15 protein-coding genes are annotated in these 14,355 nt (G+C 74.1%); 11 read left to right on the top strand and 4 right to left on the bottom strand.

Annotation, left to right across the window (positions count from 1 at the left end):
- The first annotated feature begins 14 nt into the window (after positions 1 to 14).
- Complete coding sequence (locus ABT118_RS23740) at positions 15 to 632, top strand: TetR/AcrR family transcriptional regulator (RefSeq protein ID WP_350672358.1); 618 nt, start codon at positions 15 to 17, stop codon at positions 630 to 632.
- Here the strand turns inward: ABT118_RS23740 and ABT118_RS23735 are convergent.
- Positions 617 to 1,894 (bottom strand): sulfite oxidase, encoded by a 1,278-nt coding sequence (locus tag ABT118_RS23735; RefSeq protein ID WP_350672356.1) that lies wholly within the window; start codon positions 1,892 to 1,894, stop codon positions 617 to 619. The genes ABT118_RS23740 and ABT118_RS23735 overlap by 16 nt on opposite strands.
- A 298-nt stretch (positions 1,895 to 2,192) precedes the next feature.
- On the opposite strand from ABT118_RS23735, the gene ABT118_RS23730 reads away from it, so the two are divergent.
- Positions 2,193 to 3,833 carry a BCCT family transporter gene (locus tag ABT118_RS23730; RefSeq protein WP_350672353.1) on the top strand — a complete coding sequence of 547 codons (1,641 nt, stop codon included), beginning with the start codon at positions 2,193 to 2,195 and terminating at the stop codon, positions 3,831 to 3,833.
- A 97-nt stretch (positions 3,834 to 3,930) separates the two neighbouring features.
- Positions 3,931 to 4,113 carry a hypothetical protein gene (locus tag ABT118_RS23725; protein WP_350672351.1) on the top strand — a complete coding sequence of 61 codons (183 nt, stop codon included), beginning with the start codon at positions 3,931 to 3,933 and terminating at the stop codon, positions 4,111 to 4,113.
- Positions 4,114 to 4,121: 8 nt separating this feature from the next.
- On the opposite strand, the gene ABT118_RS23720 is transcribed toward ABT118_RS23725, so the two are convergent.
- From ABT118_RS23720 to ABT118_RS23710, 3 genes are all read right to left on the bottom strand, one after another.
- Entirely contained in the window at positions 4,122 to 5,285 is a 1,164-nt protein-coding gene (locus ABT118_RS23720) for an MBL fold metallo-hydrolase (RefSeq protein ID WP_350672595.1), read from the bottom strand.
- 190 nt (positions 5,286 to 5,475) lie between these two features.
- Positions 5,476 to 5,931 carry a MaoC family dehydratase gene (locus ABT118_RS23715; protein WP_350672349.1) on the bottom strand — a complete coding sequence of 152 codons (456 nt, stop codon included), beginning with the start codon at positions 5,929 to 5,931 and terminating at the stop codon, positions 5,476 to 5,478.
- A 93-nt stretch (positions 5,932 to 6,024) separates the two neighbouring features.
- On the bottom strand, positions 6,025 to 6,462 hold the full coding sequence (locus ABT118_RS23710; protein ID WP_350672348.1) for a pyridoxamine 5'-phosphate oxidase family protein: 438 nt from the start codon (positions 6,460 to 6,462) through the stop codon (positions 6,025 to 6,027).
- Between the two features lie 151 nt (positions 6,463 to 6,613).
- Here ABT118_RS23710 and ABT118_RS23705 point away from each other — a divergent pair, with 151 nt between their 5' ends.
- From ABT118_RS23705 to ABT118_RS23670, 8 genes are all read left to right on the top strand, one after another.
- Positions 6,614 to 7,456 carry a hypothetical protein gene (locus tag ABT118_RS23705; RefSeq protein ID WP_350672346.1) on the top strand — a complete coding sequence of 281 codons (843 nt, stop codon included), beginning with the start codon at positions 6,614 to 6,616 and terminating at the stop codon, positions 7,454 to 7,456.
- Positions 7,457 to 7,591: 135 nt separating this feature from the next.
- The gene (locus ABT118_RS23700; RefSeq protein WP_350672343.1) at positions 7,592 to 8,209 is read left to right on the top strand and encodes a hypothetical protein; all 618 of its coding nucleotides are present in this window, start codon (positions 7,592 to 7,594) and stop codon (positions 8,207 to 8,209) included.
- Positions 8,210 to 8,244: 35 nt separating this feature from the next.
- Positions 8,245 to 9,123 (top strand): hypothetical protein, encoded by an 879-nt coding sequence (locus ABT118_RS23695; RefSeq protein WP_350672341.1) that lies wholly within the window; start codon positions 8,245 to 8,247, stop codon positions 9,121 to 9,123.
- Between the two features lie 51 nt (positions 9,124 to 9,174).
- Positions 9,175 to 9,954 carry an SAF domain-containing protein gene (locus tag ABT118_RS23690; RefSeq protein WP_350672340.1) on the top strand — a complete coding sequence of 260 codons (780 nt, stop codon included), beginning with the start codon at positions 9,175 to 9,177 and terminating at the stop codon, positions 9,952 to 9,954.
- Positions 9,954 to 10,976: a CpaE-like family protein gene (locus ABT118_RS23685; protein WP_350672338.1), complete on the top strand. Its 1,023-nt coding sequence runs from the start codon at positions 9,954 to 9,956 to the stop codon at positions 10,974 to 10,976. The genes ABT118_RS23690 and ABT118_RS23685 overlap by 1 nt, the downstream gene beginning before the upstream one ends.
- Positions 10,966 to 12,537 (top strand): TadA family conjugal transfer-associated ATPase, encoded by a 1,572-nt coding sequence (locus tag ABT118_RS23680; protein WP_350672336.1) that lies wholly within the window; start codon positions 10,966 to 10,968, stop codon positions 12,535 to 12,537. The genes ABT118_RS23685 and ABT118_RS23680 overlap by 11 nt, the downstream gene beginning before the upstream one ends.
- Positions 12,537 to 13,469, top strand: coding sequence for a type II secretion system F family protein (locus tag ABT118_RS23675; protein ID WP_350672333.1), 933 nt, complete (start codon positions 12,537 to 12,539; stop codon positions 13,467 to 13,469). The genes ABT118_RS23680 and ABT118_RS23675 overlap by 1 nt, the downstream gene beginning before the upstream one ends.
- Complete coding sequence (locus ABT118_RS23670) at positions 13,466 to 14,350, top strand: type II secretion system F family protein (RefSeq protein ID WP_350672331.1); 885 nt, start codon at positions 13,466 to 13,468, stop codon at positions 14,348 to 14,350. The genes ABT118_RS23675 and ABT118_RS23670 overlap by 4 nt, the downstream gene beginning before the upstream one ends.
- Positions 14,351 to 14,355: the final 5 nt, after the last annotated feature.

Here is a 14,355-nt window from a genome sequence, read left to right as displayed (position 1 = left end):
GTATCATGGTGCGGGTGACCAAGGTTGACCTGTCACCAAGGCCGGTGGAGGCGATGTCGCCCCGTCAGCTCGAACGCCGCAACAGCCTGATCTCGGCCGCGCTAGCGCTGGTGAACGAGACCGGCGTGGAGAGACTCCAGATGAAACACGTCTGCGAGCGCTCCGGAGTGGCCCTCGGCACCGCCTACCGGTACTTCTCCTCCAAGGACCATCTGCTCGCCGCCGCCATCGCGGACTGGCACCGCCTGCTGCTCGCCGACCTGGTCGCCGACCAGCGCGGCCCCCGGCACGGCGGGGCCGAGACCGACCGGGTGGTGCGGTTCGTCCGCAACGGCATGCGGGCCTACCAGCGGCAGCCCCAACTGGCCCGGCTCCGGGTCGCGGTGGCCGCCTCGACCGACCCGTTCGCCAGCGAGGCGCTCCAGTCGCTGGCCCGGGCCGACCGGGCGGCGCTGGACGCGGTCGGGCCCCGGCTGCCGCCCGCCGCCGGGGAGCTGGTGCGGCACATCGTCGGCCACTCCTGGCAGGGCGAGCTGACCGCCTGGGTGACCGGCCGCACCACCCTGGACGACGCCCGCCGCCGGCTGGAGGACGTGGTCCGGCTGGTGCTGACGCCCTACGAGGCGGCCTGACCCACCGTCACCGGGTGCGCCACCACGGCGTCGAAGAGGTACCCCTCGGTGTTGAACACCGCCACGGCCGGCTGGGTGTTGCCGCGCCGGTCGGTGGCGCGGGCGCGCAGCTCGTACGGGCCGGGCCGCTCGGGGCGCCAGTCGTGGCTCCAGCGGACCCAGCCGTTCGGGCGGGGCTCGTCCAGCAGGCGGGCGTGCTGCCAGCGGGTGCCACCGTCGCTGCTCACCTCGACCTGCCGGATCGGGGCCGCCCCGGACCAGGAGCGGCCGGTCAACCGGTGGCGACGGCCCGCCGCCAGGACGGCGCCGGGTGCCAGTTCGAAGGCGCTCTTCACCACCTGACGGGTGATCGGGGCGCTGCCGCCGGCCGGGTGGTCGGGGCCGAACAGCCGGTAGTACTGGGTGTTCCAGGGTGAGTAGAGCGGCTCGGTGGAGACCTCCACCGACCCCAGCCACTTGATCGAGGCGATGCCGATCCAGCCCGGCACCACCAGCCGGACGGGCGCGCCGTGGTCCGGGGTGAGCGGCTCCCCGTTCATCTCGTACGCCACCAGCACGTCGTCCAGCGCCTTGCCGATCGGCAGCGGGCGGCGGACCCGGCCGAGGCTGGCGCCGGTCGCGGTCAGGTACTCGTCGTCCAGGCCGGTGGGCAGCACGTCGACCGCGTCCCGGCGCAGGCCCGCGCGGTGCAGCAGATCGGCCAGCCGGACGCCGCGCCAGCGGGCCGAGCCGACGCCGCCCAGCGTCCAGGCGGTGCCGGGCACGGGCTGGTGCTGCTGGTTGGTGTAGAAGCTCCGGCCGTTGCCGGCGCACTCGATCAGCGCGCTCAGCCGGGTGCTCGGCAGCCGCCGCAGGTCGTCCAGGCCGAACTCGACCCCGTCCCGGCGGAGCCCACTGCCCGTCAGGCGCAGCCGCCAGCCGGCCGGGTCGATCAGCGGGGTCCTGGTGTGGTTGCGGACGAAGAACCGCTCGGTCGGGGTGTGCAGGCCGGTCCCCGCCACGGCGTCCCAGCGCATCTCGGCGTTGGTGCCGCGCGGGAAGAACCACTCGGCGGGCAGCGGCTTCACGATCCCCGGCCCGGCCGCCACCGGGGCCGTCGGGGCCGGGGCGGCGGACGCCCGCCCCGCCGTCACGACCGGGGCCGCCAGCAGGCCGGCGGCGACCGTCATCCGGAGCAGGGTGCGACGGTCCACACCGTCGGCCCTCGCCCGGCCGGCCAGCCACTGCCGGCGGCGGATGCGGTCGTACTCGAACTCGTCCATGGGGACCGTCCATTCGGGGGAGGGGCGCCACGCACGACGGGGCACCGCAGCCCGAACGGCCCGCGTGCCCCGAGGCGGCGCGGGGCGCACGGCAACAAGGGGTCAGCAGCAGCGGATCGGACAACACCGCAGCGGCACCTGGCTCGGGAGGCACGGCTGCGCGGTCATGCACCGGATCGTAGCGCCCGGGCCCGGTCCGGGGCGGCCGCTCGGCGCGTCCTGCCCGGTCCGGGAGCATCCGCCGCACATAGTACGAGATGTACTTTTTGTCGGACCGAAGCCCTGCCGGAGTCAGTTGATGAGCAGTCAGCCCGAGGAGCCCAGCGCCACCCTGCCCACCGACCGGGTGGTGTTCGGTGTGAGCGCGGTCGCGGTGCTCGGGGTGGTCGCCTGGGGCGTCTTCGCCGCGGACTCGCTCGGCCGGACCTCCGGCACGGCGCTCGGCTGGGTGCTGCACAACTTCGGCTGGCTGTTCGTGGTCGCGGCCGACATCTTCCTGGTGCTCACGGTGCTGCTGGCGTTCAGCCGGTTCGGCCGGATCAGGCTGGGCCGGGACGACGAGGAGCCGGAGTTCAACACGCTGGCCTGGGTCGCGATGATGTTCAGCGCCGGCATGGGCATCGGCCTGATGTTCTACGGCGTCGGCGAGCCGCTCCAGCTGTACGCCTCGCCCCAGCCCGGCTCCGGGATCGAGCCGCAGACCCCGGCCGCCGCGCAGTCGGCGCTGGAGTTCTCGCTGTTCCACTGGACCCTGCACCCCTGGGCGATCTACGCGGTCGGCGGCCTGGCGCTGGCGTACACCACCTTCCGCAAGGGCCGGGGCAACCGGATCAGCGCCGCCTTCGTCCCGCTGATCGGCACCAAGGGCGCGGACGGCTGGCCGGGCCGGGCGATCGACCTGCTGGCGGTCTTCGCCACCGTGTTCGGCTCCGCCACCAGCCTCGGCCTGGGCGCGCTCCAGGTCGCGGACGGGCTCGGCTACATCACCTCGGTCAAGTCCAGCGAGAACGTCCAGCTGATCATCATCGGCTCGCTGACCGCCGCCTTCGTGCTCTCCGCCTTCTCCGGCGTGCACAAGGGCGTCAAGTGGCTCTCCACCGCCAACGTGGTGCTGGCCTGCCTGATCATGCTGTTCGTCTTCGTCTTCGGCCCCTCGGTCTACATCCTGGACGCCATCCCCTCCACCGTCGGCGGCTACCTCTCCGACCTGACCGCGATGGCCACCCAGACCGGCGCCTTCACCGACGAGGCCTGGCTCGGCTCCTGGACCATCTTCTACTGGGCCTGGTGGCTCTCCTGGGCCCCGTTCGTCGGTACCTTCATCGCCCGCATCTCGCGCGGCCGCACGATCCGTCAGTTCCTGCTCGGCGTGCTGCTGGTGCCCAGCGGTGCCACCGTGATCTGGTTCTGCGTCATGGGCGGCACCGCGATCCGGCTGGACTCCACCGGCGCCGCCGACCTGGTCGGCACCATCCCGCAGGGGGCCGAGGCCTCACTGTTCGAGATGCTCAGGTCACTGCCGCTGGGCGGCGTCACCAGCGTCATCGCGGTGCTGCTGGTGATGACCTTCTTCATCACCAGCGCCGACTCCGCCTCGCTGGTGCTCGGCTCGCTCTCCAGCCGGGGCTCGCTGCACCCCAGGACCTGGCTGGTGGTGGTCTGGGGCGTGCTGATGGGCGGCGTCGCCGCCGCCCTGCTGCTGGCCGGCGGTCTGACGGCGCTGCAGAACGCCACCATCCTGGTCGCGCTGCCGTTCGTGGTGGTGATGCTGCTGCTCTGCTTCGCCCTGGTCCGCGAGCTGCGGGACGATCCGGCGGCCGGGCCGTCCCGGCTGCACGCCGCCCACGGCCTGCGGGACGCCGTCCGGGTCGCGGTCGGCGAGGCGATGGCCGACCACCGGGCGGGCGTGCGCTCCGCCAAGCGCCCGCCGTCCGAGTGAGCCCGGCACCCCGCACCGATATCCGGACGTCCAGCCCCCGCCCACTCTTCACCCGGGCGTCGTCACCGTTTAACAACGCCCTGGAATGCTCACTGTCATGAACGCTCAGTCCGCCCCGGCTCCCGTGGCCCTGGAAGTACCGCGCTTCCCGCTCCCCAAGCGGCACCGCCGCTTCATCGCCTGCGCCGCCGTGGCCGCCTCGATCGCCCTCGGCTCCCTCGGCGTCGCCGCCACGGTGGAAGCCGTCCAGCCGGGCATCACCGCCACGGCCAGCCGGTAGGGGCCCGGTCAGACCGAGACGTCGTCGACCCGGGTGGTGGTCGGAGCGGCGAGCCCGTCCGGGACCAGGAGTTCGGCGCCCTTGGGCATGGCCGCGACCGCCCGCCACCAGAGCCTGAGCGCGGGCGGGTCGGCCGGTTCGAAGGGCTTGCCGGGCCGGGGGACGACCAGGGCGGCCCCGAGCGCCTTGGCGGCGGCGACGGTGCGTTCGGCCGGCTCCTCCCAGGGGTGGGGGGCCAGGTCGTAGGTGCACCAGTGGATCGGCAGCAGCAGCTCGCCGCCGAGGTCGAGATGGGCCCGGACGCCCTCCTCGGGGGTCATGTGCACCTCGGGCCAGAGGTCGCTGTAGGCGCCGATCTGCATCATCGTCACGTCGAACGGGCCCAGTCGGCCGCCGATCTCGGCGAAGCCGGGGAAGTAGCCGGTGTCGCCACTGTGGAAGAGGCGGTGCGAGGCGCCCGCCACCACCCAGGAGGCCCAGAGCACCAGCGGGTTGGCCAGCGGACCGCGGTTGCAGTAGTGCCGCGCGGGGGTGGCGGTCAGGGTCAGCCCGGCCACCTCGGCCGACTCCCACCAGTCCAGCTCGACGATCCGTCCGGCCGGGATGCCCCAGTGCTCCAGGTGCGCGCCGATCCCGAGCGGGACGGCGAAGACCGCCCCGGAGGCGGCCAGGGCGCGCACGGTCGGCAGGTCCAGGTGGTCGTAGTGGTCGTGCGAGATCACCACCACGTCCACCGGGCCGAGTTCGGCCAGCGGGATCGGCATCGGGTGCAGCCGCTTCGGGCCGATCCAGCCGTACGGCGAGCAGCGCTCGCCCCAGACCGGGTCGAACAGCACCCGGCGGCCGTCCAGTTCGGCCAGCACGGTGGCGTGGCCGAGCCAGGTCAGCCGCAGGCCGTCGGCGGCCGGTTCGGCCAGCTCGATCGGCAGCAGCCGGTGCAGCGGGACGGCGGCGGCGGGCGCCCGGCGGTGCCGGTCGGCGGTGAGCCGATGGCGGGTCAGCTCCAGCCGGGACCGGCCGCGGGCCAGCCGGCGGGTCGGTACGGGGTTCTGGAAGGTGCCGTCCGCGAAGTGCGGGGAGTTCAGGATCCGCGCCAGTCGGGCGCCGGTCGGCTCGGTGCCGAACTGCTCGGTCCGGACGGCGCGCCAGGCGCTGCGGGGCAGTTCGAGCAGCGGTGGGGTACCGGTGGCGAGCTGTGCGGCGAGAGCGGCGACCCGGGACGTCCAGGCAGCGGAGCTGGGCACGGCACCTCCATGAGCGGGACTTGACCGTCCCACCGGACATTACCGGCGATATGCCGCACCGACCCGGTGGGACGGAGGCGGGCACGCCGTTCGGCGTAACCGCCCCGCCGACGGACCGTCAGGCCGCGTAGAACCGGGTGATGGTCTCGGCCACGCAGTGCGGCTTGGCGCCGCCCTCGCTGGTGATGGTGTAGCGGACCACGGCCTGCACGCCGCCGGGGACCGGATCGGCGGAGACCAGCTCGGCGGTGGCCCGGATCGCGGTGCCGACCGGCACCGGGGCGGGGAAGCGGACCTTCTCGGAGCCGTAGTTGAGGGCCATCCTGACCCCCTCGACCGCGTAGCACTCCTTGGCCAGCACCGGGATCAGCGAGAGGGTCAGGTAGCCGTGCGCGATGGTGCCGCCGAAGGTGCTCTCCTTCGCCCGGGCGGGATCGACGTGGATCCACTGGTGGTCACCGGTCGCCTCGGCGAACAGGTCCACCCTGGCCTGGTCGATGGTGTGCCACTCGCTGGTGCCGAGCTCGGAGCCGACCGCTGCGGTCAGGTCGGCGAGGGAGGCGTACGTCGTCACGGCTGCTCCTGGAGGGGGGACTGACGGGGCACCGGAGAGTATGCCTACTCACGGGTCACTTGTCAGCGGGCATCCGGGCCTGGTGCGTCCGGCTCAGCGCGCGCGGTGCAGGGCCTGTCCGGCCGGCAGCAGCCGGCGGCCGCTCAGCAGCTCGGGGGCGATCCGGACGAACATCGGCTGCTGACTGCCGCCGACCCACGGCACCGGACCGCTGCGCAGCAGCCGCTGGTGCTCGGCCGGGTCCCGGACCACCTCGGCCCGCCCGTGCACCAGGACGCTCCAGCCGGTCCTGCTGACGGGGTCGAGCAGGTCGGCCTGGAAGGCCGCCACGGTGCCGTCCAAGGCGCGGCTGATGGTGCTGCCGGCGCGCAGGCCGAGCACCAGGTGCCCGTCCGCGGCCACCTCGAAGGCCACCGGGAGCACGGCGGGGAGCGCGTGTTCGGTGTACACCACGCGCCCGATGGGCACGGTGCGGAGCAGGCGCAGGCAGTCCGCCTCGCTCAGCGTCTCCACGTGGTCGTCTCGGTCCATACCTCGATGGTGCCCCGCCGGACCGGGCGTCAACAGGGTCGATGGTCCCTGGATGGTCCCTGACCTGCGTCAATTCCGGGCGAAAGGGCCCGGGGCCGCAGTCGGACCGATAGCTTGTGCGCGGGAGCGGGCGAGTGAGGGGTGGGCAGCGGTGAGCGGCGGCATCGAACTGGTGGTGATCGGCGCGGACGGCGGGCCGGAGCGGGCCCACGCGGGGTCCGCCGCGGCGGCGGCCGGGGCGAGGCTGCTGGCCGAGGGCCTGCCCGGGCGCTGCTTCGACGCGGGCACCCGGGGGAGCCGGGTCACCCTGGTCCCGCCGGAGGCGGACGCCAACGCGATGCTCACCGCACTGCGGTCCGCCGCCCAGCGGCCGGCCCGCTGGCTGGTGGTCTGCCTGCTCGGCCAGCTCGCGGTGGACCCGCGCGGCCGGCGGCTGGCCCTGGTCACGGCCGGCTCCACCCCGGACAACGCGTACCGGCGCGGGCTGGCCTGGGACTGGGTGGTGAGCACGATGGTGCACGGCGACCAGGAGGAGACCCTGCTGCTGGTGGACGCGGTGGCCGACCGGGACGCCTGGGCGGCGCTGGAGCGCGGCGAGGAGGGGGCGGGGGAACTGCTCAGCCACTCCCGGGTGCCGCTCTGGGGCCGGGTGGCCCGGTACGCGGGCCCGCGCCGGGGCAAGGAGTCGGTGCTGCCCGGCGGCGAGGGTTCGTTCAGCTGGGCGCTGGACCGGGTGCTGGAGCACGGCCTGCCCGGCGCCCCGGCGGCGGTCGCGCCGGTGGATCTCCAGCCCGCGCTGGCACACGAGCTGGCCTGGGCCGAGTCGGCCTACGGGGCGGGCCCGACCCGGTTGCTGACGCCGGGTGAGCAGGGGCGGCTGCTGCTGCGGAATCGGGCCGCGGTACGGGGCGCATTGGCCGGATTGTCGCTTTCTGAGGAACTGTTGGCAGTTCTGTGGCGCGAAAGTGCCCCAACCGATCCGCCTTCCGCGTAAGGTCAGGGGGCCCGAGGTGTTGCCGGGGCGGGGCGGGTTGGCGAAGAATCAATGCCCCGTGAGCAGTGCATCGGGATGGCGGATTTCTTCTGCGGCCCGGGCTCCGTTCGGAGTCGGCCGTGATGAGGTGGGGCGATGCGGCAGCGCGTAATTATGGTGCGCCCTGGGGCGGTTGGGGTCGGCGGGCTGACATTGCTGCTGCTCACCGCCTGCGGCGCCGCGGACAACGGAAGCGCGACCGACCGGCTGCCCGAATTCACTCCTGCCCCAACTGCCCCTGCTGCCGCACCGGGAGGCTCCGCCGCCGCCACCGGCAGCGCCCCCACCGAGGGGCCGGACGGAGCCACCGGGCGGGTGGTGCTGAGGGCGTATCAGGGCTGGTGGGACGCGCAGATCGCGGCTTTCGGCCAACCTGCGGCGGACCCGGTGGCCCTGCGCGGCTACGCCGTCGACGGGGCGCTGAGCGGCAGTCTGATCACCCGCCAGCAACTGCTGGACGCAAAACTGGTGATGACCGGCAGCCCGCGCAACTCGCCCTTGGTGAAGTCGATTCAGTCCACCGGGAATCCGCCGACCGCGATCGTCGAGGACTGTCTCGACGTCACCGACTGGCACCAGGCGGATGCCGGCACCAAGGCGGTGCGTGATCCGTCGCCGCGGCTGACCCGGTACGTCGCCACAGCCACGCTCCGGAAATCGGACTCGCGCTGGCTGATCGAGGACTTCAAACGCGAGGAGGGCCGATCGTGTTGAGAACTGCTCGACGAATCTTGGTTCGTGTCCTGTTGTTGATCGGAATGCTGGCCGCGACGATCAGTCCGGCCGGCGCCGAGGAGCCGGGCGGCTCGGTCAATCCGTGCGCCGTCCGGGATATCTGCATCATCGTGCACGAGCCGGGCAGCACCGCCAGCGGCCACCCCGGCGGCAAGACCGAGACCGCCGCCGCCAAGTGCGTCTGGGACGGGGTGGAACGGCCCTGCTGGAACGACCAGTTGGGCTGGTTCAGCAACTCCACCGGCTGCTACTACATGCTCATGCAGCCCAAGCCGCCCGCCGACCACCGGGCCTGGGGCGGCCGGGACCCGGCGACCGGCGAGATCTACAACGTCAGCTGCCTGGACAGCTCCAGCGCGGCCCGCGGCCCGCAGTTCTTCGCCCAGGCCCCGGCCGGGCCGCCGCCGACCGACAACGTGGTGGCCCTGCGCAAGGAGGCGCTGGAGATGCTGCACATCGCCCCGCCGAAGATGCACGCGGCCCCGGCCGGCAAGGCCGTGGTCGGGGCGCCGGTCTGGCTCTGGTACGACCGCAGCGCCGCCAGCGTCGGACCGCTGACCGGGACGGCCAGGGGCAACGTGATCAGCGTGACCGCCACCGCCTGGGTGGAGGACGTGGTCTGGGACACCGACGACTTCCACACGGTCGGGTGCAAGGGCGCCGGCACCCCGTACCGGGCCGACCTGGGCCGGACCGAGTCGCCGGACTGCGAGCACGTGTTCCGGAGCAGCTCGGCCCACCGCGCCGACGGGACGCTGTACCTGACCGCGACCGCGATCTGGAAGGTGAAGGCGACCCGGAGCGACACCGGCCAGTCGGTCGAGTTCGACTACCCCGTACCGTCCGCCACCTCGATGCCGCTCCAGGTGGCCGAGGTCCAGGTCCTCAACTGAGCAGCGCCGCAGACCAGTCGGAACCGCACCCGTACGAAAGGCCGAAGCCCGGTGGAGCACCGAACCTTCCCCTCGCCGAGCCCCGGCACCGCGACCGTGAGCCCCGGCCGCCCCGCCCCCGAGCCCGCCAGGGCCGCGCCGCGCACCCCGCCGCGCACCCTGCGGGCCCGGCGGCGGCGTCCGGCGGTGCTGGCCATGGCGGTGGCCATGGTGGCGGCGGGCGGCCTCGGCGGCGCGGTGCTCTACAACAGCACCGGGCAGCGGACGGCCGTGCTGGCACTGGCCCGTGACGTACCGATGGGCCAGGCGATCACGGCCGAGGACCTGGTGGTGGCCCGGATCGCCTCCGACCCCGTGCTGCACCCGCTCGGCGCCGCCGAGCGGACCAGGGCGATCGGGCTGTTCGCCACCTCCGACCTGCACCGGGGCGCCCTGCTGGTGAAGGCCGACGTCACCTCGGAGTTGCTGGTCGAACCCGGCCAGACCGTGGTCGGGGTGGCCACCAAGCGGACCCAGCTCCCGGCCACCAGGCTGCAGCCGGGCAGCCGGGTGCTGATCGTCTCCACCCCGGACTCGGGGCAGGGCAGCACCGTCCGCACCCCGGAGACCATCGCGGTGCGGGTGGTGGCGGTCGGCAAGGCCGACACCGACGGCAGCCAGGTGATCGACGTGGCGCTGGCGCCCGCCGACGGGCCCCGGCTGGCCGCCTGGGTGGCCACCGGCAGGCTGCAGATCATCCTGGCCCCGCGCGCACCCGGCGCGGCGGCCCCGGCGGCATCGTCCTCGTCCCCGCCGTCGTCCTCGCCGTCCCCGAGCGGAAGTGGGACCTGATGGCCGTGATCGCGGTGGTCGGCGGCCCCGGTGCCCCCGGCGCCACCACCGGTGCGCTCGCCCTGCTGCTGGCCTGGCCGCTGCAGCCCGGCCGCCGGGTCCTGCTGGTGGAGTGCGACCCGGACGGCGGGGCGGTGCTGGCCGGGGCCCTGGAGGGCCGGGTCGAGGCGGTCTACGGGCTGCGCAACCTGGCCGTGGCCGACCGGCGCGGCCTGCTCGCCCAGACCCTGTGGGAGCAGCTGGTCGACCTCTCCCCGGACGGCAGCGGCGACCGCCTGCTGCTGCCCGGCCTGACCGACCCGGCCCAGGCCCCCGGCCTGGCGTACACCTGGGAACCGCTGCTGGAGGCGCTGCACGCGCTCGAACCGCAGGGTTACGACGTGATTCTCGACCTGGGCCGCTCCGGCGCGCAGGGGGCCGGCGCGGTGCTGACCCGGCGGGCCGACGTGGTGGCCGTGGTGCTGCGCTCCACGCTGCGCGGGCTGAGCGCCACCAGGCCCCGGCTGGCCGCGCTGCGCGACGACCTCGAGCACGCGGGCGCCGGTGCGGACGGGCTCGGCCTGCTGCTGGTGGCCGAGGGCCCGTACCCGGCGGCCGAGGTGAGCCGGCAGTTCGGCGTGCCGGTGCTCGGCGTGCTGCCGTACGTGCCGCGGACCGCCCGGCTGCTCTCGGACGGCGGGGACACCACCGACCGGCGGTTCATCCGCTCGGAGCTGATGCGCACCGCCAGGACCACCACCGACCAGATCCAGCTGCTGGTGCGCCGTCGCCGGCTCCGGCTGGCGCCCGCCGTCGCCGCGGCCGAGCCGGTGGCCGCACCGCCGCCGGTCGAGGCCCAACCCGCCCCGGAGTCGCACCCGTTGGCCTATCCGCAGCAGCCCTACCCCCAGCACGCGTACCCGGTGCAGCAGCCGTACCCGGCGCCGCCGGTGCCGCAGCCCGCCGCGCCCGCGCCGTTCCCCGGCCAGCCGCCGACCCAGCCGCAGCCCCCGGTCTACGGGCAGGTGCTCCGTGCGCGGTAGCCCCCTGCACGACCCGCTGCACAAGCCCGGGAGCACCGATCCGGCCGGGCTGCCCTGGGCCGCCGCCGCCCCGGTGATACCGAGTGCGGGCCCGGTCGGGCAGTTCACCACCGGACCGGTCAACCCCGGCCAGGGGGCGGCCGGTTCGGCGCCCGCGATCCAGCCGGTCGCGGTCCGGCCGGTGGTCGACCAGCAGGTGGCGCGCGAGCTCAAGCGCCAGGTCGCGGCCGAACTGCACGAGCAGCTCTCCCGGTTGGCCGACATCTCGGGCGTCGAGGCGGACCGGGCCACCCGGCGCCAGCGCGGCCGGGCGCTGATCGAGGAGGCGGTGGCCCGCTGGTCCGACGCCTACGCCCAGACCCACGGCATCCCGCCCACCCGGGAGCAGGACCGGGCGCTCGCCGAGACCGTCTACGACCTGCTGTTCCGGGCCGGGCGGCTGCAGCCCTACCTGGACGACCCGGAGATCGAGAACATCCTGATCAACGGCTGCGACGACGTGTGGATCTCCAAGGTGCACCAACCGCTGCGCCAGGTACCGCCGGTGGCCGAGAGCGACGAGGAACTGATCGAGCTGCTGCAGGACCTGGCCCGCCAGCACGGCGGCGGCGAGCGCAGCCTCTCCACCGCCAGCCCGACCCTGGCGCTGCGGCTGGAGGGCGGGATGCGGCTGCAGGCGCTGACCGAGGTGACGCCCCGTCCGTACGTGGCGATCCGGCGCCACCGGGTGGCCTCGGCCACCCTGCCCGACCTGGTCCAGCTCGGCACCGTGGACCCGACCCTGGCGTCCTTTCTGGGCGCGGCGATCCGGGCCAGGAAGAACGTGATGATCACCGGCACCCAGGGGGTCGGCAAGACCAGCCTGCTGCGCGCGATGGCGGCCGAGATCCCGCCGGACGAGCGGGTGGGCACGCTGGAGTCGGAGTTCGAGCTCTGGCTGCACACCCTGGGGCACCTGCGCCAGGTGGTGCCGATGGAGGCCAGGGAGGGCAACGGCGAGCGGGTCGACGGCCGGATGGCGGGCGAGCTGACGATCGGTGAACTCATTCCGGCCGCACTGCGGATGACGCTCTCCCGGATCATCGTCGGCGAGGTCCGCTCCGGCGAGGTGGTCCCGATGCTGCGGGTGATGACCAACGGCGAGGGCGGCTCGATGTGCACCCTGCACGCCCGCGGCCCGCACATGGTGGTCGACCGGATCGCCGAGCTCTGCCTGGAGTACGGCTCGCACATGACCGACAGCCTGGCCTACCGGCTGACCGCCAACGCGGTCGACCTGATCGTGCACGTGGCGATGGTGGACGAGACCGCCGTCGGCGGCCGCCGGCACCGGTTCGTCTCGCACGTGCTGGAGGTCACCGGACTCGGCGAGAGCGGCCGCCCGGCGATGAACACCGTCTTCGGCCCGCGCCCCGACCTGGGCGAGCCCCGGGCCGTCCCGCACACCCCGCCGAACTGCCTGGACGACCTGCGCCGGGCCGGCTTCGACGCCGGGCTGCTCCAGTCCCCGTACGGGAGTTGGGCCGCCCCGCTGAACCTGCGGATCGGAGGGGTGCGCTGATGCTGCTCTTCGTCCTGTGCGGACTGCTGGTCGCCGGCGGCCTGGTCGCGCTGGTGGTGGGGGTGTACGGCCAGGAGCCGGCCGCCCCCGCCGCCGGGTCCTGGACGGATCGGATCGCCCCGACGGCCCGGCGCCGGCTGCTGGTCCAGGCGGGGCTGCTGGTGGCCGGCAGCGTCTGGCTGCTCCTGACCGGCCGTCCGCCGGTCGCGATCGGGCTGCTCGCACTGCTGGTCTTCGGCCTGCCCTGGGTCTTCGGTGCCACCCGGGCCGACATGCGCCGGATCGACCGGCTGGAGGCGCTCGCCGAGTGGACCCAACGGCTGGGCGACGTCCTGCTGTTGGGCGTCGGGCTGAACCAGGCGATCGTCACCAGCCGGAAGACCGCACCGGCCGCGCTGGAGGCGGAGGTGGCCGAGCTGAGCGCCCGGCTGCAGTCCCGCTGGCGGCCGGAGGAGGCGCTGCGCGCCTTCGCCGACACGCTGGCGGACGCCACCGCCGACAAGGTGCTGGCCGCCCTGGTGCTGCGCTCCGGGGACAGCGGCCCCGGCCTGGCCCGGACGCTGGCGGACCTGGCCACCTCGGTCCGGGAGGAGGTGCGGCAGCGCCGGGTGATCGAGGCGGACCGGGCCAAGCACCGCACCACCATCCGCTGGCTGCTGGTGATCATCATGCTGGTGCTGGTGGTCGGCTTCTTCAACCCCCGGTACTCCCAGCCGTACTCCACCCTGATGGGCCAGTTCGTGCTCGGGGTGGTGCTGCTGCTGTTCGTGCTGGTGATCGCCTGGATGCGGAAGCTGGCCACCCAGGCGCCGCTGCCGCGGCTGCTGGAACCGGACCGGCGGAGCAAGGCCGGCCGGCCGGCCCAGACCCAGGCCCAGGGCGAGCCCGAGCCGTCCGTCGGGTCCGCCCCGTACGCCAAGGAGGGCGCATGATCTCGATCTGGGCCGTCCTGGCCGGTGCCGTGCTGCTCGGCGGCCTCGCCGTGCTCGTCTCCGAACTGCGCCCGGCCCCACCGGACCTGGGGCAGGCGCTGGACCGGCTGCACCGCACCCCGGCCGACCACGCCGAGCTGAACGCCCCGGGCGTGAGCTGGGTCGACCGGCTGGGCCAGAGCTCGCTCCGGCTGCCCGGGGCGCGCATCCCCCGGGAGCAGCTGGCCCTGATCGGCCGGACCCCGGCCCGGTTCATGGCGCACAAGCTGCTGTTCGCGCTGTTCGGGCTGATGGCCCCGGCCTACCTGGTGCTGCTCTCGGTCCTGATCGACCTCGAACTGCCGTGGCTGGTACCGGTGCTGGCCGGCCCCGCGCTGGCGCTGCTCGGCTGGCTGCTGCCGGACGGCATCGTCGGCGGGGAGGCCAAGGAGGCCAGGACGGAGTACCTGCACGGGATCGCCGCCTACCTCGAACTGGTCGCGCTGGAGCGGGCCGCCGACTGCGGCCCCGCCGAGGCGCTCCGCCGGGCGGCCTCGGTCGGCCGCTCCACCGTGTTCCGCCGGATCAGGGACTCGCTGGAGCGGGCCGCCACCGACCGGCTGCCGCCCTGGGACGGGCTGGAGGCACTGGCCACCGAGCTCGGCCTGACGCCGCTGCAGGACGTGGCCGACATCATGCGGCTGTCCGGCAGCGACGGTGCGGCCGTGTACGACACCCTGCGGGCCCGCTCCAAGAGCCTGCGCGACGAACTCCTGGCCGCCGACCTGGCCAGGGCCAACACCGACAGCGAGCGGATGGTGGCGCCGGGCGCGGCGCTGACGCTGCTCATGACGGTGCTCATCGTCTTCCCCGCGCTGTACCAGATGCTCAACGTCATCTAGTTCCG

It is taken from the genome of Kitasatospora sp. NPDC002040, from assembly GCF_040296785.1.
GTDB lineage: Bacteria > Actinomycetota > Actinomycetes > Streptomycetales > Streptomycetaceae > Kitasatospora.
This window is presented reverse-complemented; position numbering and strand designations above follow the sequence as displayed.